22 protein-coding genes are annotated in these 23,772 nt (G+C 69.8%); 9 read left to right on the top strand and 13 right to left on the bottom strand.

Annotated features, from left to right (window positions below):
* Position 1: 1 nt before the first annotated feature.
* The 3 genes from ABZ420_RS13375 to ABZ420_RS13365 all read right to left on the bottom strand — a co-directional run bounded on the left by ABZ420_RS13375 (position 2) and on the right by ABZ420_RS13365 (position 3,011).
* Positions 2 to 757, bottom strand: a complete 756-nt coding sequence (locus tag ABZ420_RS13375) for a hypothetical protein (RefSeq protein ID WP_357121333.1) — start codon at positions 755 to 757, stop codon at positions 2 to 4.
* A 462-nt stretch (positions 758 to 1,219) separates the two neighbouring features.
* A complete protein-coding gene (locus ABZ420_RS13370; protein ID WP_062967385.1) occupies positions 1,220 to 1,882 on the bottom strand; it encodes a TetR/AcrR family transcriptional regulator in 663 nt (220 codons plus the stop codon).
* Entirely contained in the window at positions 1,866 to 3,011 is a 1,146-nt protein-coding gene (locus ABZ420_RS13365; protein ID WP_357121329.1) for an acyl-CoA dehydrogenase family protein, read from the bottom strand. Before ABZ420_RS13365 ends, ABZ420_RS13370 begins: the two co-directional genes overlap by 17 nt.
* Before the next feature lie 348 nt (positions 3,012 to 3,359).
* On the opposite strand from ABZ420_RS13365, the gene ABZ420_RS13360 reads away from it, so the two are divergent.
* From ABZ420_RS13360 to ABZ420_RS13350, 3 genes are all read left to right on the top strand, one after another.
* Complete coding sequence (locus ABZ420_RS13360) at positions 3,360 to 4,292, top strand: alpha/beta fold hydrolase (protein ID WP_357121326.1); 933 nt, start codon at positions 3,360 to 3,362, stop codon at positions 4,290 to 4,292.
* Positions 4,293 to 4,400: 108 nt separating this feature from the next.
* Complete coding sequence (locus ABZ420_RS13355; RefSeq protein WP_357121323.1) at positions 4,401 to 5,831, top strand: SDR family NAD(P)-dependent oxidoreductase; 1,431 nt, start codon at positions 4,401 to 4,403, stop codon at positions 5,829 to 5,831.
* A gap of 46 nt (positions 5,832 to 5,877) precedes the next feature.
* A complete protein-coding gene (locus ABZ420_RS13350; protein ID WP_357121320.1) occupies positions 5,878 to 6,264 on the top strand; it encodes a DUF2784 domain-containing protein in 387 nt (128 codons plus the stop codon).
* Between the two features lie 9 nt (positions 6,265 to 6,273).
* Here ABZ420_RS13350 and ABZ420_RS13345 read toward each other — a convergent pair whose 3' ends face one another.
* Both ABZ420_RS13345 and ABZ420_RS13340 read right to left on the bottom strand, forming a co-directional pair.
* On the bottom strand, positions 6,274 to 7,032 hold the full coding sequence (locus ABZ420_RS13345; protein ID WP_357121318.1) for an alpha/beta fold hydrolase: 759 nt from the start codon (positions 7,030 to 7,032) through the stop codon (positions 6,274 to 6,276).
* A gap of 270 nt (positions 7,033 to 7,302) precedes the next feature.
* Positions 7,303 to 7,845 carry a hypothetical protein gene (locus ABZ420_RS13340; RefSeq protein WP_357121315.1) on the bottom strand — a complete coding sequence of 181 codons (543 nt, stop codon included), beginning with the start codon at positions 7,843 to 7,845 and terminating at the stop codon, positions 7,303 to 7,305.
* 569 nt (positions 7,846 to 8,414) lie between these two features.
* Here ABZ420_RS13340 and ABZ420_RS13335 point away from each other — a divergent pair.
* Positions 8,415 to 9,755, top strand: coding sequence for a CoA transferase (locus tag ABZ420_RS13335; RefSeq protein WP_357121312.1), 1,341 nt, complete (start codon positions 8,415 to 8,417; stop codon positions 9,753 to 9,755).
* 88 nt (positions 9,756 to 9,843) lie between these two features.
* Here the strand turns inward: ABZ420_RS13335 and ABZ420_RS13330 are convergent, their stop codons facing one another.
* Positions 9,844 to 10,419 carry a helix-turn-helix domain-containing protein gene (locus ABZ420_RS13330; RefSeq protein WP_357121309.1) on the bottom strand — a complete coding sequence of 192 codons (576 nt, stop codon included), beginning with the start codon at positions 10,417 to 10,419 and terminating at the stop codon, positions 9,844 to 9,846.
* Between the two features lie 117 nt (positions 10,420 to 10,536).
* Between ABZ420_RS13330 and ABZ420_RS13325 the strand changes: the two genes are divergently transcribed.
* The 3 genes from ABZ420_RS13325 to ABZ420_RS13315 are packed head-to-tail and all read left to right on the top strand — an operon-like array spanning position 10,537 to position 13,456.
* A complete protein-coding gene (locus tag ABZ420_RS13325; RefSeq protein WP_357121306.1) occupies positions 10,537 to 11,589 on the top strand; it encodes a nucleoside hydrolase in 1,053 nt (350 codons plus the stop codon).
* On the top strand, positions 11,586 to 12,470 hold the full coding sequence (locus tag ABZ420_RS13320; protein ID WP_357121303.1) for an amidohydrolase family protein: 885 nt from the start codon (positions 11,586 to 11,588) through the stop codon (positions 12,468 to 12,470). Before ABZ420_RS13325 ends, ABZ420_RS13320 begins: the two co-directional genes overlap by 4 nt.
* A gap of 23 nt (positions 12,471 to 12,493) precedes the next feature.
* The gene (locus tag ABZ420_RS13315; protein WP_357121300.1) at positions 12,494 to 13,456 is read left to right on the top strand and encodes an endonuclease/exonuclease/phosphatase family protein; all 963 of its coding nucleotides are present in this window, start codon (positions 12,494 to 12,496) and stop codon (positions 13,454 to 13,456) included.
* Positions 13,457 to 13,601: 145 nt separating this feature from the next.
* On the opposite strand, the gene meaB is transcribed toward ABZ420_RS13315, so the two are convergent.
* Genes meaB through ABZ420_RS13300 form a run of 3 tightly spaced genes read right to left on the bottom strand, consistent with a single transcriptional unit; the run spans position 13,602 to position 18,777 of the window.
* Positions 13,602 to 14,645, bottom strand: a complete 1,044-nt coding sequence (meaB, locus tag ABZ420_RS13310; RefSeq protein ID WP_357121297.1) for a methylmalonyl Co-A mutase-associated GTPase MeaB — start codon at positions 14,643 to 14,645, stop codon at positions 13,602 to 13,604.
* Complete coding sequence (gene scpA, locus ABZ420_RS13305) at positions 14,642 to 16,921, bottom strand: methylmalonyl-CoA mutase (protein WP_357121294.1); 2,280 nt, start codon at positions 16,919 to 16,921, stop codon at positions 14,642 to 14,644. The genes meaB and scpA overlap by 4 nt, the downstream gene beginning before the upstream one ends.
* Positions 16,921 to 18,777, bottom strand: a complete 1,857-nt coding sequence (locus tag ABZ420_RS13300) for a methylmalonyl-CoA mutase family protein (RefSeq protein ID WP_357121291.1) — start codon at positions 18,775 to 18,777, stop codon at positions 16,921 to 16,923. Before ABZ420_RS13300 ends, scpA begins: the two co-directional genes overlap by 1 nt.
* Before the next feature lie 180 nt (positions 18,778 to 18,957).
* Between ABZ420_RS13300 and ABZ420_RS13295 the strand changes: the two genes are divergently transcribed.
* Positions 18,958 to 19,644 (top strand): TVP38/TMEM64 family protein, encoded by a 687-nt coding sequence (locus ABZ420_RS13295; protein WP_357121288.1) that lies wholly within the window; start codon positions 18,958 to 18,960, stop codon positions 19,642 to 19,644.
* Positions 19,645 to 19,652: 8 nt separating this feature from the next.
* Here ABZ420_RS13295 and ABZ420_RS13290 read toward each other — a convergent pair whose 3' ends face one another.
* From ABZ420_RS13290 to ABZ420_RS13280, 3 genes are all read right to left on the bottom strand, one after another.
* The gene (locus ABZ420_RS13290; protein ID WP_357121603.1) at positions 19,653 to 20,555 is read right to left on the bottom strand and encodes a trypsin-like peptidase domain-containing protein; all 903 of its coding nucleotides are present in this window, start codon (positions 20,553 to 20,555) and stop codon (positions 19,653 to 19,655) included.
* Between the two features lie 151 nt (positions 20,556 to 20,706).
* A complete protein-coding gene (locus tag ABZ420_RS13285) occupies positions 20,707 to 21,075 on the bottom strand; it encodes a nuclear transport factor 2 family protein (RefSeq protein WP_357121285.1) in 369 nt (122 codons plus the stop codon).
* Positions 21,076 to 21,226: 151 nt separating this feature from the next.
* Positions 21,227 to 22,165, bottom strand: a complete 939-nt coding sequence (locus ABZ420_RS13280; RefSeq protein WP_357121282.1) for a CorA family divalent cation transporter — start codon at positions 22,163 to 22,165, stop codon at positions 21,227 to 21,229.
* A gap of 674 nt (positions 22,166 to 22,839) precedes the next feature.
* Here ABZ420_RS13280 and ABZ420_RS13275 point away from each other — a divergent pair.
* Positions 22,840 to 23,160 (top strand): metalloregulator ArsR/SmtB family transcription factor, encoded by a 321-nt coding sequence (locus tag ABZ420_RS13275; protein WP_357121279.1) that lies wholly within the window; start codon positions 22,840 to 22,842, stop codon positions 23,158 to 23,160.
* Positions 23,161 to 23,167: 7 nt separating this feature from the next.
* Here the strand turns inward: ABZ420_RS13275 and ABZ420_RS13270 are convergent, their stop codons facing one another.
* Positions 23,168 to 23,746 carry a TerD family protein gene (locus ABZ420_RS13270; RefSeq protein ID WP_357121276.1) on the bottom strand — a complete coding sequence of 193 codons (579 nt, stop codon included), beginning with the start codon at positions 23,744 to 23,746 and terminating at the stop codon, positions 23,168 to 23,170.
* Between the last annotated feature and the right edge of the window lie 26 nt (positions 23,747 to 23,772).

Raw genomic sequence — 23,772 nt, 5'->3', positions numbered from 1 at the left:
GCTACTCGGTCCACAGCACCCATGTGCCGCTGCGGCCGCTGACTTCGCACACCAAGGCCCGGCCATCGGCGGTGCGCCCGGTCTTGGCGCCGGAGGCGTCGCACTTCGAGCCCGCCTGCTGCACGGCGGTCGCCACCACGTGCGGGCCCGACCACTGGTTGCCACCGGCGGCGGTGAGACAGATCAGCGTGCCGCCGGTGGTGGCGCTGCCGATCTTGCCGAGCTGGGCGTCGGTGCACGGCGCGCCCTTCGTGACCGATTCCTGGCTCTCCGGCGGCGTGGTCGTCACCGCGAGGCTGGGTGCGGCGGTCGTGGTGGTCACCACCGGACGCTCGACGGTGGTGGGAGTCGAGGCGACGGGCGCGGGCCCGAGCGAGGCCGTGCGGTTGGTCACATCCGGCAGCCAGTTGCTCGTCATCAGGATGAATCCCGCCACCGCGGTGATCTCGGCTACGCCGAGCAGCAGCGCGAACATCGCCATCACTCGGCCGCGGGGATGGCTGAAGGCGATGAAGCCGAACACGATGGCCACCGGGAACAACCCGAGCAGTGCCGCCACCAGGGCGATGATCGCGTACGGATTGACGATCGGCGGGATCTCCACGCGCAGCCGTCCGGTCCGGCGGCGGCTCGGCGGCTCGGGCCAGCGCTCGTCCTCGTCGTCGGGCCAGCGGCCGTCGGGCTCCGGCTCCGCCCAGCGATCCTCCGGCTGCGCCTGCGGCCAGCGATCCGTTTCACGCCGTTCTGCCCGTGTCATCAAGGTCCTCTCCACACCACCACACCGCGCAGGAACCTCGGACTATCCGGACCCGCCCCGATATACCGACACAGAATAGGACGCGCGCCGCGAAAAGTTGATCCGAAGTGTCCGACATTTGTGATCGGGCCGTGATAACGAACTCGCGGCTTCGGTAACCGAGGCGCATGCTGGTCTACCGGCCGCCTGCGTGATCGCCGCTCTCCCGAGGAATATTCACGTCCGATAAGGCGACGTCGAGCCGCCTGACATGCTCCGTAGGCATGCCGGGGCCCAGAATTTGCTCGATGCATTTACGGCCTGCCTGGCATTGTGCTGTGCGCGCTCGCCGTGGCCGCGGCGGCCAACATGCGGACCGTCGCCGGAAACGGTTCAACGGTCTGTGCGACCGCCGCCACGGTCGCGGGCCGAGCGTCCCGCGACCGGCTCGCTACAGCGGCGCGCGGTGACCCGCGGCGCCGTTCACTGCCTGCGGTCGACTTTGGGCAGCGATTCGGTGACCAGGGTCAGCAACATGTCGCACAGCAGGTCGTGCACCTGCTCGCGGGTGAGCGTGCCGCGCGTGATCCATTCCCGGCCCGCGACCTTCACCAGCCCGCCGTAGGCACGCACCATCGCGCGCAGTTGGGCATCGTGTGCCGAATGGGCGAGGCCGACCATCAGCAGCAGCCGCTCGGCCGCCGCATCGTCGGCCGCGTCCAGGATCTGCTGCACCTCGGGATCGTCTCCGACTCCCTCGTGGCTGGTCACCTTCACCCAGGTGCTGCCGTGCTCGGCGATGGTGTCCAGCAACCAGCGCACGCTGGCGTCGACCCGCTCGCGCCACGAGCCGGTGGGCACGGCCATGTTGTCGAGCTTGGGCAGTGTCACCATCCGCCGCACCACGGCCAGGTAGAGATCGCGCTTGTTGCCGAAATAGTGGTTGATCAGACCGCGGGCCACACCGGCCCGCTGCGCCAGTTCGGCGGTGGAGACGGCCGCGTACGGGCGTTCGCCGAACATGTCGATCGCACAGGCGAGGATCTGCGCGCGCCGCTCGTCGGGCTCGAGCCTGCGGCGGCGCGGTAGCGCCGGATCGGCGCCACCGTCCGCGGTCGCGCTCGTGGTGTCAGAGAGACCGGGCAATGAGATCCTTCATCACCTCGTTGCTGCCCGCGAGGATGCGCAGGACGCGGGCACCGGTGTAGAGCTGGGAAATCGGATACTCCGTCATGTAGCCGTAGCCGCCGAACAATTGCAGGCAGCGGTCCACCACGATACCGAGCTGATCGGTCAGCCAGTACTTCGACATGGCAGCGCTGGGAATATCGAGTTCGCCGCGCAGGTGCTTGTCGAGGCAGTCGTCGAGGAAGGTGCGGGAGACCTTGGTGATGGTCGCGCACTCGGCGAGCTCGAACTTCGTGTTCTGCATCGCGAACAGCGGCTTGCCGAACGCTTCGCGGCCCTTGGTGTAGTCGACGGTGAGCTGCACCGCCTTCTCCATCATGGCGACCGCGATGACGGCCGTGACCAATCGCTCCTGCGCGAGCATCTGCATCATCTGGTAGAAGCCCTGGCCCTCGGCCTCGCCGAGCAGATTGGACGCGGGCACGCGCAGGCCGTCGAAGAACAGCTCGGCGGTGTCCTGGGCCTTGCCGCCGATCTTGTTCAGGATGCGCCCGCGCTTGAAGCCGGGGGTGTCGTCGCCGACTTCGGCGAAGATCAGCGAGACTCCGGCCGCGCCCTTGGTGGGGTCGGTCTTGGCGGCGATGATGATGCCGTCGCACAACCAGCCGTTGGTGATGAAGATCTTGGAGCCGGTGATGACGTACTCGTCGCCCTCCCGGACCGCGCGGGTCTTGATGTTCTGCAGGTCGGATCCGGTGCCCGGTTCGGTCATGCCGATGGACAGCACGATCTCGCCGCTCGCGGCCTTGGGCAGCACGCGCCGCTTGAGTTCTTCGGAACCGAACTCGTACAGGTACGGCGCGATGATCGAGCTGTGCACGGGGATGCCCATCGAGCCGTCGCCCGCGCGCGCCTGCTCCTCGATGATGGCGGCCTCGTGCGCGAAGGTGCCACCGCCTCCGCCGTATTCCGCCGGAATGGCGGGGCACAGCAGGCCGAGTTCACCCGCCCGGTTGTACAGGGCGCGATCGGGGTGCCCTTGGGCGACGAACTTCTCCTCGTGCGGGACGACCTCCTTCTCGAAAAAGGTCCTTGCCAGATCTCGTACCGCCTCGACCTCGTCGTCACTCCACGCCGCGCGTGCCATCGCTCGATCCTTCGCTCGCTCCGGTCCGGTCTCGTCACCGGTTACGCCCCAGATTCCCGGACTATTGGCGAGTTGTCAACAAGCGTGACGCACCGTCTCGAGCACGCTCCGCGGACGGGCCGGACCGGCAGCCCGCCCAGGGATACCGAGGCAAGGCCGCGAGTGCGGGCGGTGGCCTGCGCTCGATCAGCGCGGCCGGTTCGCTCGTTGGTGAGCTGCGCCATATTCGGGCGTTTTACCTTTCCCTCGATGGGTCAATTCTTCGTACTGTCCGTATCGGAATCACTGACGTCGGGCACGACGGCGACGTGCCATCGGATCGGTAGCCGGCAGCGAAGGGGTAATGACATGGCCGAACTGCTCGACATCACCGAAACGCCCCGCCCGGACCGCACCTGGACGGTCGACCGGGACGGCGCCGATCTCGCCGTCTACGAGTGGGGTGATGCCGCCGCCGAGCCCTTGGTGCTGGTGCACGGCCTCACCGACACCCACCGCGTGTGGTCGACAGTCGCGGCCCTGCTGGCCGACGGCTTCCGGGTGATCACCTACGACGTACGCGGTCACGGACGTTCGGCCACCCCTGCGGCGCTGTCGGAGTATCGCCTCGACCTGCTGGCGGAGGACTTCTTCGCGGTGATCGACGCAGCCAGCCCGCGCAGGCCGGTGCACACGTGCGGCCACGGCTGGGGCGCCGTGCAACTGTGGGAGGCGGTCTGCGACGAGCGGGCCAATACCCGCATCGCCTCGTTCACCGCGATCGCGGGACCGAACCTCGATCATCTGGGTCTGTGGCTGCGCGCGCTGGCGCCGCGCGCCGGACGCGAACTCGGCGACCTGGGCTGGTGGCTGCGCGGCGCGCGCTGGGCGCTGACGCCCGGCCCGATCGCCCGCAGGCTCTACCCTCCGCGGGTGCGCGGGCTGCTCGTGGGCCGGCTCGGCGGTCTCACGCCGGTGCCCGCGCGGGTCGCGCCCACCTGGCGCACCGATCTCGTCGCCGGTGCCCGGATCGCCCAAGCCAATCTGCTGCACCACTTGGGCAAGCCGCGGGTGCGGCGGACGGCGGTCCCGGTCCAGCTGCTCGTCGACACCACCGACCCGTTCGTGCCCGCCGCCGTCTACGACGCCTCCACGCGCTGGGTCGACAAGCTGTGGCGCTGCGCCGTTCCGGCGAATCACTGGCTGCCGATCACCGAGCCACTGCTGGTCGCCGAAGCGGTCGCCAACTTCGTCGACGACCTGCGCGCCGACCGGGCTGCCATCTCCCCGCGCAGCAGCTGACCGACGCTTCGAGCACGGCGCGGGCGACCGGGCGACCACCCGGCAGGCGGGGTTTGCGACAATGGGCCGGTCGTCTGCCCAGCTCGATGAAGGATGTCCCCCGCCCCGATGGCCGAAAACATGATCGATCCCGAAGAGCTCGCGACCTGTCTTCGGGTCCTGGAGCAGGCCGGAACGCTCGAAAAGGATCATCCGGACTCGGTGGCCGTGCAGCGGGCGGTCGGCCACATGTTCAAAAAGCTCAAGCAACGCCGCCGCACCGAAGCGCGCGCGGCGGTCTCGGCCGCCGACCGCGCGGTGGTCGCCGCCACCGCGACCGGATCCCCGAACCGGATCGATGACGAGACCGCGGGCATCCCGATCAGCTCGGCCACCGACGGAGCCAGCGCGGGCACGCTGCTCCGCGCGCGCCCCTGCTATATCTGCAAGCAGCGCTACACCCAGGTCGACGCCTTCTACCACCAGCTGTGCCCGGAGTGCGCGGCAAGAAGCCACACCAAACGAAACGCCCGCACCGATCTGACGGGGCGGCGGGCGCTGCTCACCGGCGGCCGCGCCAAGATCGGCATGTACATCGCGCTGCGCCTGCTGCGCGACGGCGCGCACACCACCATCACCACCCGCTTCCCCAACGACGCCATCCGGCGTTTCGCGGCGATGGACGACAGCGCGGACTGGCTGCACCGATTGCGCATCGTCGGCATCGATCTGCGCGATCCGGCTCAGGTGGTCGCCCTGGCCGACGACGTCGCCGCCCAGGGCCCGCTGGACATCCTGATCAACAACGCCGCGCAGACGGTGCGCCGCTCCCCCGGCGCCTACAGCGCCTTGGTCGACGCCGAATCCGGGCCACTGCCCGCGGGCGCGCTGCCGGAGGTGGTGAGCTTCGGCAAGACCATGCAGGCCCACCCCACCGCGCTGACCGCGTCGCTCACCCCGGCGCTGACCGCCGCCGACGTAGCCGAGCTGGCGCTGGTCGCGGGGTCGGCGACGCCGGAACGCATCGCGCGCGGCGTCGCGATCGACGCGGGTGGCCTGGTGCCCGATCTCGCGCACACCAACAGCTGGGTGCAGACCGTCGCGGAGGTGGATCCGACCGAACTGCTCGAAGTGCAGCTGTGCAATTCGGTCGCGCCGTTCATCCTGGTCTCCCGCCTGCGACCGGCGATGGCCGCCGCCGGGGCCCGCCGGAAGTACGTCGTGAACGTCTCCGCGATGGAAGGGCAGTTCTCCCGCGCCTACAAGGGCCCGGGGCACCCGCACACCAACATGGCCAAGGCGGCGTTGAACATGTTGACCCGCACCAGCGCCCGCGAGATGTTGGAGCAGGACGGCATTCTGATGACCGCGGTCGACACCGGCTGGATCACCGACGAGCGACCGCACTACACCAAGATCCGGCTCGCCGACGAGGGCTTCCACGCACCGCTGGACCTGGTCGACGGCGCGGCGCGCGTCTACGACCCCATCGTGCAGGGTGAGAACGGCACCGATCTGTTCGGCTGCTTCCTCAAGGACTATCAGCCCTCCCCCTGGTAGCGGTCGATCCGGGCTCCGTCACGCGGCGGAGGACTACCCTGGAGGCGTGCTCTACCGGCTGGCAGCCGACGCCACCGCCGTCACGCATTTCGCCTTCGTGGCCTACGTGGTGGTCGGCGGATTCCTCGCATGGCGCTTTCCGCGCACGATCTGGCTACACCTGCTCGCGGTCTGCTGGGGGTTCGGCACGATCGTGATCGGTTTCGACTGCCCGCTTACGCATCTGGAGAATTGGGCGCGCGAGAACGCCGGCCGAGAACGGCTGCCGTCGAGCGGATTCATCGACCACTACCTCACCGGTGTGATCTACCCCGAACACGCGCTGGGGCTGGTGCGCGCAGTGGCGGCCGCGCTGGTGGTGGCGTCCTGGATCGGTTATGTGTGGGCGCAGCGCCGGCCCGCCCCGGCCGCCCGTGTCCACGCACCGCACTGACGCCGGTGCTCAGGCGCCGAGATGGCGCCCGACGAAGCCCGCCACCTCCGTGACGTGCTCGTCCAGGTAGAAATGGCCGCCGGGGAAGGTCGCCCGGTCGAATCCTCCGCTGGTGTGCGCGCGCCATTCGTCGGCCTGCTCGGGTCGCATCGTCGGGTCCTCGGTGCCGACCAGCGCCGCGATATCGGCGCGCAGCGGCTCCCCCGGCTGATACCGGTAGGTCTCCACGGCTCGGTAGTCGGCGCGCACGGCGGGCAGTACGAGTTCGGCGAGGCCCGGCTCGGCGCGCAGCAGCTCGAGCGGGGCGGGATCCGCGGCCAGCCGTACCAGGTCATCGATGAGTTCGTCGTCGGAGGCCAGGTGCAACCGCTGCGTCTCCTCGAAAGTGGGTGCCGGACGGCCGGACACGAACAGGGTGGCCACCGGCTGCCCGGCACGCTCGAGCCTGCGCGCGGTCTCGAACGCCACGGTCGCGCCCATGCTGTGCCCGAACAACGACAGCCGCGCGATCCGGCCCTGCGCGAGCACCGCCTGGGCGATCCGGTCCGCCAGCGCGACCAGGTCGGTGATCGGGTCCTCACCCAATCGGTCCTGCCGCCCCGGATACTGCACCGCGAGCACCGCGACGCCCACCCCGCACCGTTGTGCGAGATCCCGGTATACCGTGGCCGACCCTCCGCCGGGTGGGAAGCACAGCAGGTGTTGCCGCGCGACCGCCTCGGATCGCAGCGTCCGCAACCACTCCGAGTCGGTGCTGCCGCCTGCCACGTTCGGTCTCCCTTCGCCGTCGTCGTCCCACCGCGCGGCGGACCAGACCACGGTAGTCGCCGCGACCGAGTGCGGGAGCTTTCTGATGCAGTGGTCCCGGGCCTGGCGAGCGACCGAGACCCGGTCAGGGCCGCTTCCGCGCCACAGTCGACGCACTGGGCATGAACCCACCCGTCCACGCCTGCGGTACGAAAGATCTCCTGCACCGATGCAGCATCCCCGTCCCCGCTGGGCGGGTGGTTCCGGGGTCGCGCGGAGAAAGCGGACGGATCAGGACTCGCCGCGGCCGGTTTGGGCGAGCCGCTGTTCGAGTTCGGCGACCCGCCGCCGGTAACCGGCCAATTCATCGAGGCGGGCGTACATCTCGTCGGTCAGCTGGGCGATGCGGCCCAGATAGCGGTGCGCGGGCCGGTCGGCCCAGTAGGCGCCGGCGCGGCCGTACTCCACCGCACGATCGACGTCGCCTGCCGTGACTCCCGCGGCGACCGCGTCCGCCGTCGCCGCCGTGAGCGCGGCCTCGAGTTGCGCCACGCGCAGTCGCGTCGCCTGGTCGTGGCCGGCGTTCCCGAGCGACGCGCGCTCCGCGGCGAGGTCCTGGATCTCCCGGAGGTACCCGGCGTTCTGGGCGTCCTGCACGGCCATCAGTTCGTAGTCGTGTTCGATCGGCGCGCGGCGAACCCGGTCCGGGAGCAGAGCGGTGCGCGGACTCATATCGATCCCGAAGACCGGAACGCGCTCCCGTGCTGCGGAGTTCTCTTTCGTCCTGGTCGTCGGCACCGTGTATTCCACGCTTCCGGCATAGACGTTCGTCATCGTCTCTCGACCTCACATATCGGTGCCGCGGTATTCCTCTGCGGCCATGCTCTGCCTTTCTCCGCACAACGAAGGACAGGTCATCGGATCCGCGCGGCGTCCCGCGCCGACTGCTGCCGTGCAGCCTGGGGATATGCTGGCCCATTCCGCGCGGTCCGGCGCGCGTCACTATCCTCAGTGGCGAGAAGTTCTCTCGGACAGCTCTTTTCACGCCGTGCGAGCCCTGAGATCCGCCCGGTCTCGATCCCGCGAACTCGTGGGTCTCCCCAAAGGCCTCGGACCCGTCAGCACTTCATCCGCTACCCCGTGAACACGCGTCTACGATCACGCGGTCGCCGCCCGGCCGCCCGCGACGGTCCGACCCGGCCGAACGCGACGGCCGGTCGACGACAGCATCGTCGCATCGGGGCACGGCGCACCGGTGCGCGGAGCCGACGCGTCTTCGAGCCGAATCGGCGCAGGTGGCCGCGGGGAGCGGCGCGGCGGGCGGAAGTGGCGTCCTTCGCGCATGCCTGGCCGGAGGGACCACGCCACGCGAGTTCCCCGGGGCGCCAACTAGGCTGAAGCGAGTGAACACGCACGCACGGCTCGTCCAGGACTACGAGGCCGGTATAGGTGTCACCGCCTCGCGCATCTCCCCCGCACCCGATCCGGGTAGCAATCTCGCCGCGACATTACCGGTCTGGGCACTGGCCGCCGGTTCGATCGCGGCGCTCACCACGGCCGCGAACCGCATGCGGACCGCACGCGGTCTCGACCCGGTGGCGCATCGCCTCGATCCCGCCCGCATCACCGCGGCCTTCTCCAGCGAGCGTCTGTTACGCATCGGCGGCCGGATGCCGACACCGTTCGCCGATCTTTCCGGCTTCTTCCCCACCTTCGACGGCTGGGTTCGCACGCACGCCAACTATGCGCATCACCGGGCGCGACTGTTCGCCACGCTCGGCCTGCCCGACTCCGCGCCGGTCGACCTCGCCGTCGCCCAGATGGCCATGATCCGCGCCTCGGACCTGGAGGAGCAGGCCGCCGCGCACGGGGCCATCGCGGTGCGCGTCCGCACCGAGGAGGAATGGGCCGCGAGCCCGCAGGGACAGGCCGCGGCAGCGGGTCCGCTGGTCGCGATCACCGACCGCCCCGACCGCGGGGAGACCGGCTTACCGGCGGGCACCGCGCCTCTGCACCCCCTGCGGGGCGTGCGGGTGCTCGATCTGACCAGGGTGATCGCTGGACCGGTCGCGACGCGCGCGCTGGCGTTGCTCGGCGCCGAAGTGCTGCGCGTCGACCCGCCGCAGCTGCCCGAGATCTCCTGGCAATTCGCCGACACCTGCCAGGGCAAACGCTCGACGCTGGTGGACCTGCGCACCCACGGCATCGATGATCTGGTCGCCGCCGCCGACGTACTGATCACCGGATACCGGCCGGGCGCGCTGGAGCGGGCCGGGGTGCGAGCGGCCGCCCGTCCTGGGTTGATCCACGGGCGGGTGTCCGCCTGGGGTGAAGCCGGTCCATGGGGTGAGCGTCGCGGTTTCGACAGCATCGTGCAGGCCGCGTCCGGCATCTCGATCGTCGAGGGCGCGCCCGCCGTGCCGGGGGCGCTGCCCGCGCAGGCACTCGACCACGCGTCGGGTTACCTGCTCGCCGCGGGAGTGATCGACGCCTTGGTCGCGCGCAGCGACGACGGCGTCGGACGGGACGTACGAGTGGCTCTGGCGCGCACCGCGTCCTGGCTGCTCGACGCGCCGGACCGCACACCGCGTCACCCTAAGCCCGCGATGCCCAGCGCGGCGCATGTGGTCCGGCACGGACAGGTCGTCACCGCGCCGCCTGTGCTGGCCGAGTACTCGGATTACGCCTCGCCCGCGCCCGCCTACGGCGCGGACCATCCCGCGTGGCCGCTGCCGACGCACTGACCGTCCCGTCGGCAGGCCGCGGAGATCGTCCGCGGCCTCTTGGCGGCGGGCTGAGCATGGCGACCGAGTCGGCACCGTGGCAGCGCTCCTAGATCTCCACCCCCGCCAGCGCGGTGACCGCCTGCGCCAGGCGGTCACCGTCCGGCAGGTTCGCCTCCGGAGCGATGGTCTGTAGCACGCCGAGCCCCTGGACGAGCACGAAGTACAGCTCGGCGATCGCCTCGGCCTGCTCTTCGTTCAGCTGCGGGTGCGCCTGCCGCAGCGCGTCGGCCATGTCCCGGTAGGCGCCGGGCAGGCTCTGGGCGAAGAACTCCTGCGACTCCGTCGAGCGCGCGACGCGCACCAGGTTCTCCATGCTCGCCAGCATGCTGTCGCGGTACTCGGTGAACACCGCGGGCATGCCGTTCCACATGGCGGCGAACGCCGCCAGGGGCGCCGAGCCGCTGCCCTCGCGAATCTTCGCCTCCATGTTGTCGCCGATCGCGGTGCCCAAAGCGTCGCTCAGCGCTTCGGTGATCAATTGGTCCTTGGAGCCGAAGTGGTAGCCGATCGCCGCCAGGCTCACACCGGCCGCCGAGGCGATGTCGCGGGCGGTCGCCTTGGCGACGCCTCGCTCGACGATGACTTTCCGTGCTCCCGCCAGCAGATCCTCGCGATTTCCCATACCCACAGGCTACAACGTCTTAGACAAACGTACTAGACGTATGTACTACCTGCTGCGACCGCCGAGCAATCGGCACCTCGGCGCGGCCCCGGCATCCAGGCTCGCTAGTCTCGTGCCGTGCGGCAGAAGATCATCCTGGACGTCGATACCGGCATCGACGACTCCCTGGCGCTGCTGTACCTGCTCGGCTCCCCCGAGGCCGAGATCGCCGGCATCGCCGCCACCGCGGGCAACGTTCCGGCGGCGCAGGTGGCGGCGAACAATCTCGCCTGGCTGGACGTCTGCCGCGCACCCGTGATCGAAGTGGCGCTCGGCGCGGCCGATCCCCTGGCGATCCCGCTGCGCACCACCGAGGACACGCACGGACCCCAGGGCATCGGATACGCCGAACTTCCCCCCTCGGCTCGCCGTCTCTCGCCGCGATCGGCCGCGCTGATGTGGGCCGAACTGGTGCGTGCCCATCCCGGCGAGATCGTCGGCCTCTGCACCGGGCCGCTGACCAATCTCGCCCTCGCCTTGCGGATCGAACCGGATCTGCCGCGGCTGCTGGATCGTCTGGTCATCATGGGCGGCGCGTTCAACCATCCGGGCAACACCACGCCCACCAACGAGTGGAATGTGCACGTCGACCCGGAGGCCGCCAAAGAGGTCTTCGACGCGTTCGCCGCGGCGCCCGCCGAGCGCAGGCCGATCGTCTGCGCGCTCGACATCACCGAGACGATCGAGATGCGACCCGAGCACCTGGTCCGTCTGGCCGAGCGGGCGAAAAGCTATCCGGTGGAGGTCGTCTCGCCGACCGACCCGCCCGAGGCCCGTTCGGCCGCGAGCAATCCGATCATCCGGCACGTCACCGATGCCGTGCGGTTCTACTTCGACTTCCATCACGGGTACGACCTGGGGTATCTGGCCCACATGCACGATCCGTTCGCGGCCGCGGTCGCGCTGGACCCGGCGCTGGCCCGCACCCGTCCGGCGACGGTGGACGTGGAACTCGCGGGCACCCTCACCCGCGCGACCACGGTCGCCGACTGGGCGGGCATGTGGGGGCGGGAACCCAACGCCGACATCGTGATCGGCACCGACCCCGAGCTGTTCTTCGAACGACTGATCGCCCGGGTCGGCGACCTCGCGCTGACGGTACACCCGCCCGCGGCGCAGGAGGTCCGATGACCGCCGCCGACGACGCGACCTACCTGTCCGCCTTCCGCACCGGGCTGGGCCTGCCCGGCATCATCGACGTGCACACCCATTTCATGCCCGATCAGGTGATGCGGAAGGTGTGGGCGTACTTCGACACGGTCGGGCCGCTGACCGGCCGCACCTGGCCGATCACCTACCGCGACGATGCCGAGGTCCGGTTGAAGACTCTGCGCGACTTCGGCGTGCGCGCGTTCACCGCGCTGGTGTACCCACACAAACCGGACATGGCGGCGTGGCTCAACGAATGGACCGCCGACTTCGCCGCCGGCACCCCGGATTGCCTGCACACCGCCACCTTCTTTCCCGAGCCGCGGGCGGCCGGTTACGTCGGCGAGGCGGTCGAGCGCGGCGCCCGCGTCTTCAAAGCGCACATCCAAGTCGGCGGCTACCACCCGGGCGACCCACTGCTGGACCCGGTGTGGGGCCTGCTGGAGGACGCGCGCATCCCCATCGTCATCCATTGCGGTTCCGGCCCCGCGCCCGGAACCCACACCGGCCCGGAGCCGATCGCCGGTGTGCTGCGGCGCTTTCCGCGCCTGCGGCTGATCATCGCGCACATGGGCACGCCCGAGTATTCCGAATTCCTCGACCTCGCAGGCGATTACGCGGAAGTGCGGCTGGACACCACGATGGTGTGGACCGATTTCTCCGAGGCCGACGCTCCGTTCCCGGCGCACGAGCACGGCAGGCTGCGCGCCTTCGCCGACCGCATCCTGTTCGGCAGCGACTTTCCCAATATCCCGCACTCCTACGGTCATTCGATCGAGGCGCTCGAACGGCTCGAACTCGGTGACGACTGGTTGCGTCAGGTCTGCTACCGCAACGCGGCGACGCTGTTCGGTATCGAGTGAGCGGGCGCGCTCGGGTATCGGACGTGATTTCGAAGTCGGTTCTGCTCGGTATCCGTCTGCTGGCGTGGGTTGCGGCTCTGGCCGCCGTCGCTGGGATCGCCCTGCACTTCAACGGGTCGTCGTCTCGAATACTGGTTCTGGCGGCGTCGGGCGCGCCTTATTTGATGGGTTCGGCCGTCCTGGGTGCGGTCGCCTTCGTCGCCATGCGGCACCGGATCGGCGCGGGAGTTGCGATCGTGGTCGTCGCGATCGCGACGTGGACGCAAGCGCCGCTGTATGTCGGCCACCCGGACGACACTGACGGGCACACCGTGACCGTGATGCAGGCCAATCTGCTGTTCGACGGAGCCGACCCCCGGGCGCTGGTCGATGAGGTGCGCGCACGGGGGGTCGCCGTGCTCACCGTCAACGAGCTCACTCCCACGGCGGTCGAGTATCTCGGCCGGGCAGGTCTCGATCAGGTGCTGCCGTACCGTTTCCTGTCGCCGGGAAGAACCGCGACGGGGACGGGAATCTGGAGCAGCCACCGCCTGTCGGAAACCGTGGAGTACGACGGCTTCGTGCTGAACCAGCTCTCGGCGACCGCCGAGATCCCGGGCGCAGGGCCGGTCACGGTGTACGCCTTCCACCCGGTTCCGCCGGTGTACGGGACGCGCGTCTGGGCCGACGAATTGTCCCGGCTGCGCGACATTCTCGACCGATCGCCCTCGAATCGACCGGCGATCGCCGGCGGCGACTTCAACGCGACCTACGATCACCGGCAGTTCCGTGCGATGCTCTCCGGGCGCTTCGGCGACGCCACCGAACAGGCGGGCGCCGGGCATCTGGTCACCTATCCGACCGACAAACGCTGGCCGCCCCTCGTCGGCATCGACCACATTCTCGTCGCAGACGGTCGCGCGGTCGCTGTGGAGACAGTAGACCTCCCGGGAGCCGACCACCGCGCGCTGGTGGCGCAGGTCCGCTTGCACGGAAAGCAGGGGTAAGCCACCCCGCGCCATCGGAGGTGGGCCGGATCCCGGGACCGTCGGGTGTCCGCCGCGCGAACGGTCGCACAGGCCTAGGTGATTCCGCAGTTCCGCATCGACCCGGCCACCCTCGCGATGCCGCACGACCGGCGGCTATGGCAGGTCAGCGTCCGTCGAACGCGCGCAGCAGTTCCTCGGCGGCGAGCGCGGCCGTCAGGGTGCCGTCGCGGACCTGTTTTTCCACCTGCGTCCGAATGGCTTTCACCTCCGGGTTGTCCGCGAGCCTGCGCAGCAACTGGTCGTGCACCATGGTCCAGGTCCAATCGACCTGCTGGCGACGCCGCTTCTCGGCGAACTCACCGGCGTCGGTGAGCACACGACGGTGTTCGAGCACCGTGTCCCAGAACCGGTCCAGACCGACGCCTTCCAGCCCGCTCATGGTCAGCACCGGCGGCCGCCACAGCGCGTCGTGCGGATGGATCAGGCGCAGCGCACCCGCGAGTTCCCGGGCGGCGGCCTTCGCCTCGATCTGATGTTTGCCGTCGGCCTTGTTCACCGCGACCAGATCGGCGAGTTCGAGCACGCCCTTCTTGATGCCTTGCAGCTGATCGCCGGTCCGGGCCAGGGTCAGGAAGCAGAAGACGTCGACCATGTTCGCGACCGTGACCTCCGACTGACCCACCCCGACCGTCTCGACCAGGATCACGTCGTAGCCCGCCGCCTCGAGCAGCGCGATGGTCTCCCGCGTCGCCTTGGCGACGCCGCCGAGTGTGCCCGCGGTGGGCGAAGGCCGGATGTAGGCGTCGCGTTCCACCGACAATCGCGCCATCCTGGTCTTGTCGCCCAGGATGGAGCCACCGGTCCGGGTCGAGGACGGGTCGACCGCGAGCACCGCGACCCGGTGGCCCTGCCCGATCAGATACATCCCGAGCGCGTCGATGAAGGTCGACTTGCCGACGCCCGGAACGCCCGTGATGCCGACGCGGTTGGAGGGCGCGCCCCCGGCGCCCGCCTCCGGCGCAACCTTCAGCAGCAGTTGCTGCGCCAGCGCCCGGTGATCGGCCCTGGTGGACTCCACCAACGTGATCGCCCGCGCCAGGGCGGCCCGCTCGTTGGCGCGGACCGCCGCGGCCAGGGCGTCGACGTCGATCGTGCGGCGCGCGGCCGCCTTCGGGGTGGCGCGCGCCGCGGAACCGGCTTCGCTCATTCCGTCGCGGCGGAATCCGTGGCGCCGCTGCCGAGTTCGTGACCGAGTTCGGCGCCGAGCTTCTTCAGCAGGTCGATCGCCGCGTCCGCGATCACCGTGCCGGGCGGGAAGATCGCCGCGGCGCCCGCCTGGTAGAGCTCCTCGAAGTCACCGGGCGGGATCACGCCGCCGACGATGACCATGATGTCGGGGCGTCCGACATCGGCCAGCGCCTGCCGCAGGGCGGGCACCAGCGTGAGGTGGCCCGCCGCCAGCGACGACACCCCGACGACGTGCACGTCGTTGTCGGCCGCCTGCTGCGCCACCTCTTCCGGGGTCTGGAACAGCGGGCCCACGTCGACGTCGAAGCCGAGGTCGGCGAAGGCCGTGGCGATCACCTTCTGTCCCCGGTCGTGGCCGTCCTGGCCCATCTTCGCGACGAGGATGCGCGGCCTGCGGCCCTCGACCTCGGCGAATTCCTCGACCAGCTCGCTCGCCTTGGTGATGTTGGTGACCTTTCCTGCCTCGTCGCGGTACACGCCGGAGAGCGTACGGATTTCGGCCTGGTGCCGTCCGTACACCTGCTCCAGCGCATCGGAGATCTCGCCGACGGTGGCCTTGGCCCTGGCCGCGTCGATCGCCAGCGCGAGCAGGTTGTTCGCCATGCCACCCTCGGAGGAGGCCGCGGCACGGGTCAATTCGGCCAGCGCCCGCCGCACGGCGTCGGGATCGCGCTCGGTCCGCAGCCGCCGCAGCTTCTCGATCTGCTCGGCGCGCACCCGCGAGTTCTCGACCTTGAGGACCTCGACCTGCTGGTCCTCTTCCACCTGGTACTTGTTGACGCCGATCACCGGCTGCTGGCCGGTGTCGATGCGCGCCTGGGTACGCGCGGCGGCCTCCTCGATACGCAGCTTCGGGATGCCCTCGCCGATCGCCTGCGCCATACCGCCGTGCGCCTCCACCTCCGCGATATGCGCGCGGGCGCGGTTGGCCAGCTGGTGGGTGAGCCACTCGACGTAGTACGAACCGCCCCACGGGTCGATCGGACGGGTGGTGTTGGACTCCTGCTGGATCAACAGCTGGGTGTTGCGGGCGATGCGGGCGGAGAAGTCCGTCGGCAGCGCCAGCGCCTCGTCGAGCGCGTTGGTGTGCAGCGACTGGGTGTGCCCCTGGGTGGCGGCCATCGCCTCGATGCAGGTGCGCGCGACGTTGTTGTAGGCGTCCTGCGCGGTGAGCGACCAGCCGGAGGTCTGCGAATGAGTACGCAGCGACAGCGATTTCGCGCTCTTCGGGTTGAACTTCGCGACCAGCTCGCTCCACAGCAGGCGCCCGGCGCGCAGCTTGGCGACCTCCATGAAGAAGTTCATGCCGATGGCCCAGAAAAACGACAGGCGCGGCGCGAACTTGTCGACCTCCATGCCCGCGTCGATGCCCGCGCGGATGTACTCGACACCGTCGGCGAGGGTGTAGGCCAGCTCCAGGTCGGCGGTCGCGCCCGCCTCCTGGATGTGGTAGCCGGAGATGGAGATCGAGTTGAACTTCGGCATCTTCGCGCTGGTGTAGGCGAAGATGTCGGAGATGATCCGCATCGAGGGCTTCGGCGGGTAGATGTAGGTGTTGCGGACCATGAACTCCTTCAGAATGTCGTTCTGAATGGTTCCGGCCAGCTGCTCGGGCGCGACACCCTGCTCCTCGGCGGCGACGACGTACAGCGCCAGGATCGGCAGCACGGCGCCGTTCATCGTCATCGAGACGCTGACCTGGTCCAGCGGGATGTGGTCGAACAGCTGGCGCATGTCCAGGATCGAGTCGATCGCGACGCCCGCCATGCCGACGTCACCTTGCACGCGCGGGTGATCGGAGTCGTAGCCGCGGTGGGTCGCCAGATCGAACGCGACCGACAGGCCTTTCTGGCCCGCCTGCAGATTGCGCCGGTAGAAGGCGTTCGAATCCGCGGCGGTGGAGAAGCCCGCGTACTGGCGGATGGTCCACGGCTGGTTGACGTACATCGTCGGGTACGGCCCGCGCACGAACGGCGCGACACCGGGCACGCTGTCGAGTGGATACCCTTCGGCGGCAACGGCGTCCCGGTCGGCCTTGGTGAACACCGGCGGCACATCGATGCCTTCGGGCGTCGACCACACCAGTTGCTCGGGTGCGTACCGGTTGGCCGCCGCTGCCGCGCGGACGTACTCGGTCACCTGCGCCGCGTCCACCCCGGCAGGCTCCGGCGCGCGCTCGGCCAGCGGCACATCGGCGAAACTGCCGATCACATGCTTGATCTCACGAGTAGTCATCAGGCTCCCACCTTCTCCAGCAGGCCGGACAGTGCGGCTACGGCGTCGATGCGCGCGGCGAGGAATCCGTCCGGGCGGCGCGCGTCGTCGAGGTCGGCGACGGCCTTCGCCGAACCCGCCAGCAGCACCGTTCCCACGCCGGCGGCACGCAATTGCTCCACCGCCGCACCGGCTTCGGATCCGTAGCGCGCATCCGACCCGCACAGGACCGCGATCGGCGCCCCGGCTTCGGTGGCCGCGGCGGCGATGCCGTCCACCGCGAGCGGCCCGGGGTTGATCGACTCGATGCCGCCGGAGGCCAGCAGGTTCGCGATGAAGGTGACCCGCACGTTGTGCTCCGCCACCGAACCGAGCGGCACCAGCAGCGCTTTCGGCCGCGCGCCGAGTTCGGCGAGGTAGGCGTCGGAGCGGTCGCGCAACTGCTCGAACGCGGCGCCGTAGCGAGCGACCCGGCCCGCCTGCCGCGCCGCCTCGGACAACGGCTGTTCGGCCAGGTTCGGGAATTCGTTCACGCCGGTGACGGCGGTCTTGCGGTGCGCGACATCGGCATCCCGGGCGTCCTTCGTCGCGGCGACGCGCTCGGCGAGCAGACCGGACTCCAGCGCGGCGAGGTAGCCACCGGCCGCCTCGATCTCCTGGAGGAACTCCCACGCCTTCGCCGCCAGCGCGGCGGTGAGGTCCTCGACGTACCAGGAGCCCGCACCCGGGTCGAGCACGTGGCCGAGATGCGATTCCTCGAGCAGCAGCAACTGGGTGTTGCGAGCCATCCGGTCGGCGAACGACTTCGAGACGCCCAGCTCACCGGGCGGCAGGGCGGAGTCGAACGGCAGCACCGTCACCGTGTCGGCCCCGCCGATGCCCGCGCCGAACGCGGCGAGGGTGGTGCGCAGCATGTTCACCCAGGGATCACGTCGGCTCATCATGGCGGCCGAAGTGACCGCGTGTTGCGGCGCGCCGCCGAAATCCGGGGCGCCGCAGACCTGCGCGACCCGCGCCCAGAGCTGCCTGCCGGCACGGAGCTTCGCGATGGTGGCGAACTGATCATCGGTGGCCGCGAACCGGAACTCCAACTGTTCCAGCGCGTCGGCGATGTCGACGCTCTCGGTCAGCGCCCGCAGATAGGCCAGGCCCGCGGCGACGGCCGCGCCCAGTTCCTGCGCGTCGGAGGAGCCCGCGTCGTGGAAGGCGGTGCCGTCCACGGTGATCGCGCGAACCGTTTCCGGCCGTCCGGCGGCCCGTCCGGCCAGCGCGACGGCCTCGGCGAGACCGGTATCGGGAAGGTCGGCGAAGCGGCTGGTCAAGGGTGCGGCGCCGAGGGAAACGCGGATGTCCTCGCGAGCGGGCGCGGCGTAGCCGTCGAGCACCGCGAACACCTGGTCCGCCGCGTCCGCGACGTCGCTGCCCGCGTCCAGCGTAAGGGGGGCCAATTCGAACAGCAGGCCGTTCAGCGCGGTCGGCAGCTCCGCCACCGGCACGCCACGCTCGCCGACGCCGAGCCAGATCGCGCTGATCCCGTTCTCCAGCGCGGCCAGGATCTCCCGGTTGGCCGCCGCGGCGTCGCGCTGGGCGAACTGCGCGCTGACGAACCAGCCGCGGTGTACATCCCGGGTGGCGTCGCGGCCGCGAACGAAGGGGAAAGTTCCCGGCAGGGGCTGTTCGGGCAACTCGTCGCGCCGGGTGTAGAGCGGGGCGACGGTCAGCCCGTCGTAGGTGGTCTCGTCGAGCAGCCGCTCCGGCTCCTCGGGAAGTTCGCCGACATCGACGCGGCGAGCCTTGGCCAGCACCCCGGCAACGCCCTTGCGCCACGCGGCGTATTCGGGCACCGGATCGGCCCCGGAATCTGAAGCAATCGGCATAGCTTGCTGTTCCTCTTCCTCAACACGGGCGCACCGGCAGTGTGCGCCCGATACCCTCACATTCGCCCAGCTCAGCGACTACTTCGGTTAACGGGCATTCGTCCCGCTCCTCTGATGCTAGCGGGCGGATTCCCAGCCGGTTGATCCTGCCCGCCACTACCAACCGGTAACCTGTCGCGGATGACCAGGCTGCTCCGGGACCCGCGTATCGTCGCGCTGATCGTCGGCGCGGTCGCGTTGTTCGGCGCGGCCCTGCTGGTTCCGCTGCCGTCGCCCCGCCAGGTGCAGGACTGGGCGACATCCGTCGGCCCCGTCTTTCCGCTGCTGTTCTTCCTGGTCCACGCCTTGGTGACGGTGGCGCCGATCCCACGCACCGTCTTCACCGTGAGCGCCGGACTGCTGTTCGGCCCGCTGCTGGGCATCACGCTGGCGGTGGGGGCGACGACCGTCAGCGCGGTACTGGCGATCCTGCTCGTGCGCGCGCTCGATCGCGATCAGGTGGCCGCCCGGCTCACCCACCCCGCGGTGCGCGCGATCGATGAACGTCTCGCACGCCGGGGCTGGCTGGCGGTGGGCTCGCTGCGGCTCATCGCGGCGGTGCCGTTCTCGGTGATCAACTATTGCTGCGGGTTGTCGTCGATCCGGTTCTGGCCCTACCTGATCGCCACGGTGCTCGGCGTACTGCCCGGCACCATCGGGACCGTCATCCTCGGTGACGCGCTCACCGGGGCGACCCATCCGGCGATGCTGGCGCTGTCCGGCGTCTGCCTCGCCGTCGGCCTGGGCGGTTTGGTCGTCGACGCGCGATGGAAGACAGAGTCACCTGCGCCGACGCCCGCCGCCGAGCCGGTCCCGGCCGCCGACTAGGCCCGCGCTCAGTCCGCCGCCAATTCCACCGGGACCGCGATCACGTCCACCATGGCCCCGTTGCGCAGCACGGTGACGGGCAGTTGCACGCCGATCGCCTCGGCGAACAACTGTCGCTGTATGCCCTGGGCGTCACGCACTTCCGACCGGGCCACGCTCAGCACCAGATCACCGCGGCGCAGCCCGGCCTGTTCGGCGGGGCCGCCGCGGACCACCTCGACGATGCGCACTCCGGCGGCCTGCCCGGTGCGCGCGGCGACCGGCTCGGGCAGCGGCGCGGGCACGCCGACCAAGCCGAGGTAGGCGCGCCGGACGCGTCCCTCGGCGTGCAGCGTGCCGATGATCCGGCGCGTCGTCGCGTTTATCGGGATGGCCAGGCCGAGCCCGATGCCCGCGACCGCGGTATTGATGCCGACCACCCGGCCCGCCGAATCCGACAGGGCGCCACCGGAATTACCGGGGTTCAGCGCGGCGTCGGTCTGGATCACGTCCTCGATCACCCGCCCGGCGCGGCGAGACGCCACCGGAACCGCGCGCCCGAGCGCGCTCACCACGCCCGCCGTCACCGAACCCGCCAGGCCGAGCGGGCTGCCGACCGCCACCACCAGCTGACCGACCACCAATCGGTCGGCGTCCCCGAGCGGCACCGCGCCCGGCGCACCATCGCGAGCGCGCAGCACGGCCAGATCCGACAGCGGATCAACCCCGACCACTTCGAACCGGGATTCCACTCCGTCGGCGAAGACCACCTCTCCCCCGCTCGCCACGCCGACGACGTGCGCATTCGTCAGCAGGAATCCGTCGTCGGTGAAGACCACCGCCGATCCGCTCCCCCGCCTGGTCCGCACACTGGCCACGTGCGGGGTCACCGACGCCGCCACCGCGATCACGGTGCGGGAGTAGGCATCCATCGCGGCGTTGTCCACGCCGACCACCACCCTGTTCGCCGGAACTGCACTCCTGACGTCCAGGATGCCCCCGTGGCGTGGACGACGCACCGTGTTCGCCGCAGGCGCAAACCGGACTGCGGCCTGCCGGGCGTGTCGCGGAATGGCCCGCGGGCTACGCCGAGGGCACCCGGTCGAGGAAGCCGTGCACACTCGTGATCCGGCCGTCGGCGCCGAGGGTGATCACGTCCGAGCCCGCGACCGGGGCGCTGCCATCGGCCGCCGAGACCAGCTCCCAGGAGAAGCGGGCGATGTCGTGGTGGCCGTCGACCTCGCCCACCCGGCGGAACTCGAAGCCGGGGAACTGCGCCTGCGCTCCTCCGATGGCCGCCGCCAGCTGGGCGTGCCCGCTCACCTCCGCGAGCGGATCGGTGTATCCACCGTCCTCGGTCCAAGCGGCCGCGACCGCCGCGGCCCTGACTTCCTCGTCGGTGGCATTCCACGCGGCGAAGTAACGATCGACCGCTTCGTCGTAGCGCGACATGATGAATCCTCCTGTGCGGTAATGGTTTACAGTCACCGATCCGAGGTTCTCCGATCGGCTGACCCCAACCTTGCCGTGCCGCGCGCCTCGCGTCGATTACGCGCGAGGTAATGATCGCCGGAAACGAAGCGGTCGCCACGTGGGCGGGGATTCAGCGCAGTAGGCCCTTCTTCCTCAGGTACGCCAAGGGGATCACAGCGGCCAGCAGCGCCAGCAGTGTGGTGACCAAAAAACCCAGCTGCCAGGAGATTTCGGAGATGCCGGTGAGATCCATGGCGTAGCAGCCCGCGATCAGCGTGGGCGGCAGGAAAGCCGCGGTGACGACGGTGCACGCCCTGACGACCTCGTTCTGACGCGCGCCCAGCCAGGTCGTCATGGACTGCTGGAGGTAGCGGGCCTTCTCTGATTCGACGCCCGCGAGCTCCTTCACCCCGTCGATGTCGGCGAGCAGGAGGCCGATGGAATCGTTCAGCTTCCCGTGGCCGGACCCGGCGTCGGCCATCAGGTGGCGCGCGGTGCGGGCCAGTTGCAGCTGGGTCTCGCGCGTTCGTGCGACGATGCGCGCGGTGGCGTCCAGCCGTGACATGGCCTCGCGCAGGTCAGCGATGTCGGTGCCGCTTCGATCATGGAGTTCGAGCGCCTGCTCGACCTCCTCGTGCATCGCCTCCAGCGCGTCACCGGCGTGGTGGAGCACCCGCTCCGACGCCTCGTTCAGCGCCCACAGCAGCGCGTACATCACCCCGTGTGCGGAGCCGGCGAGTTCCTGGCTGCGGCGCATTTTCGCGACCGCCTTGTCGAAGGGGACGAAATGCTCGGACGGCTGGAGCGTCACGAGGAATTCACCGCCCAAGGCGAAGACGATCGTCGCGTATTCGATCGTCTCGCCGCGCTGGTAGCAGGCGACCACCGGGAAATAGAGGAAGTTGTCGGACTCCCAGACCTGCCTGCGGGCGGCGGTGAAGTCGATCCCCAGCCGTTCCCGGAGCACGGCAGCGGTGTCGGCGTCATCGGCGGCGAGTGGAATCCAGTGTTGCTGGAGCACTTCGGTGTCGAAGTGGTCGGCGGTCACGGCGCTGAGAAAGGTCGTCATCGACTACCGCTGCCCGGGGAAGGAGCGCAGGAGCGAGGCCGCCTGCTGCGGACGCTCCGGTTTCCGTGACCGAGACGATGTTTGGGCTTTCTCGAGCAATGTGGCCATAGCGGGGACTCCAATACTTACTATCGTGCGGGGCTGGCACGCCCCTCCGGGACAGAGGACGCGCGCACGGGGCGGGCAGCGTCGAGCCACGACGAACCCGGTCGCGCCGTGGACAAAGGACCAGCGCATCGGCCGGACACTCACGCGCCGCCGTAACGCGTCGAAGAGCTGACGAATGTGGAATGCGATGCCGCGTAGGACGATCAGGGCGCCGTTGCCCGGCCGCCGATCGCGTACAGATCAACGACGCGGCGGCGCGACCCGTTTCTCGAGGGCGGCCCGGCTGTAGACGTCGATACTGTCAACCGGCATCTGCCGCTCACCTCGCTTCGTTGGTCGACCGGCGCACGAATTGCGCCATCCATCATTAGAAACCCGCCGATCGGGGTACGTCAATCAGTTGCGCAAGTATTCGACAACGCGCCACCCGGTGGAAATCCAACGGCCCGGATGACGGCCAGGACAGCGGTTTTCGGTCCTGCGGCGCACCGGCCGGTCGGTGGCGACCGTGCGGTTGCACAGCCGGACACGGCCGTGTCACCCTACCGACAGCTATGGAGGCGGACGTGACCGAGCACAGCGAGCCGCCGGGCCCCATCCCGGAAGAGCGATTACAAGACGCCGCAGCGGTTTTCGGCATGCTCGCGGCCACCGCGCGCCTGCAGATACTCTGGCTGCTCGCGCAAGGCGAGCGCGACGTCGGCAGCCTCGCCGCCGCCATCGGCCACTCCGTACCCGCCGTGAGCCAGCATCTGGCCAAACTCAAACTCGCCGGGCTGGTCCGCGCCCACAAAGACGGCAGGCGTCACGTCTACGCCATCGCCGACCCCGACATCGCCGACCTCGTCCGTCTGGCCTTCCGCCACCACCGCGCGCATCACGACTGACCCGGCGTCACTCCGAAACGTCCACCCCGTAGTGGCGAGCCAGCGTCGCGAGATCCGTCGGATACCCCTGCCCCACCGCACGCAACCGCCAGACGTCGCCGCGCAGGTACATCTCGGCCAGTACCAACGTGCGTTCTTCGGTGGCAGCGTCCAACGTCGCGCGCGTGACAACGCCGCGCTCGATCCCCGGCACCGCCTCGACCTCGATCGCGCCGACATCACCGAACGTGGCGTCCGCGCCCTCCAAGGCGGCGGCCGGCACGATCCGGCGGCAGAACGCAGGCACCCGATCCAGCCGTATCGTGACGGACTGTTCGTCGGGGCCGTCGGCCGTGAGCCGCACAGCGCGTGTCTCGGGCTGGTTGTAGTAGATCGTGGACGAAACTACCTGCCGCTGATCCGCCGGCGCGATCCGGCGGGCGTTACTCGTCCACCAGCCCGTTGCTGAAGTGGTCGCCCGTCCAACTCCAGCGCCCGAATCGGGCCGGTTCGGCGGCTCGCACCCCCGTGTCGCGGTTTCCGCGCAGCTGGCGGGCAGGTTCGCGTTCGCGCAGGACAGCGAACCGACGAGTAGCTTTTGCCCCACTTCCGGCGCCCCATCGCGGGCGCCCC

Source organism: Nocardia sp. NPDC005745 (genome assembly GCF_040630775.1).
In the GTDB taxonomy this organism is placed as follows: domain Bacteria; phylum Actinomycetota; class Actinomycetes; order Mycobacteriales; family Mycobacteriaceae; genus Nocardia.
The sequence above is the reverse complement of the archived record's forward strand: the minus strand, read 5'-3'. Positions and strand labels throughout refer to the sequence as shown.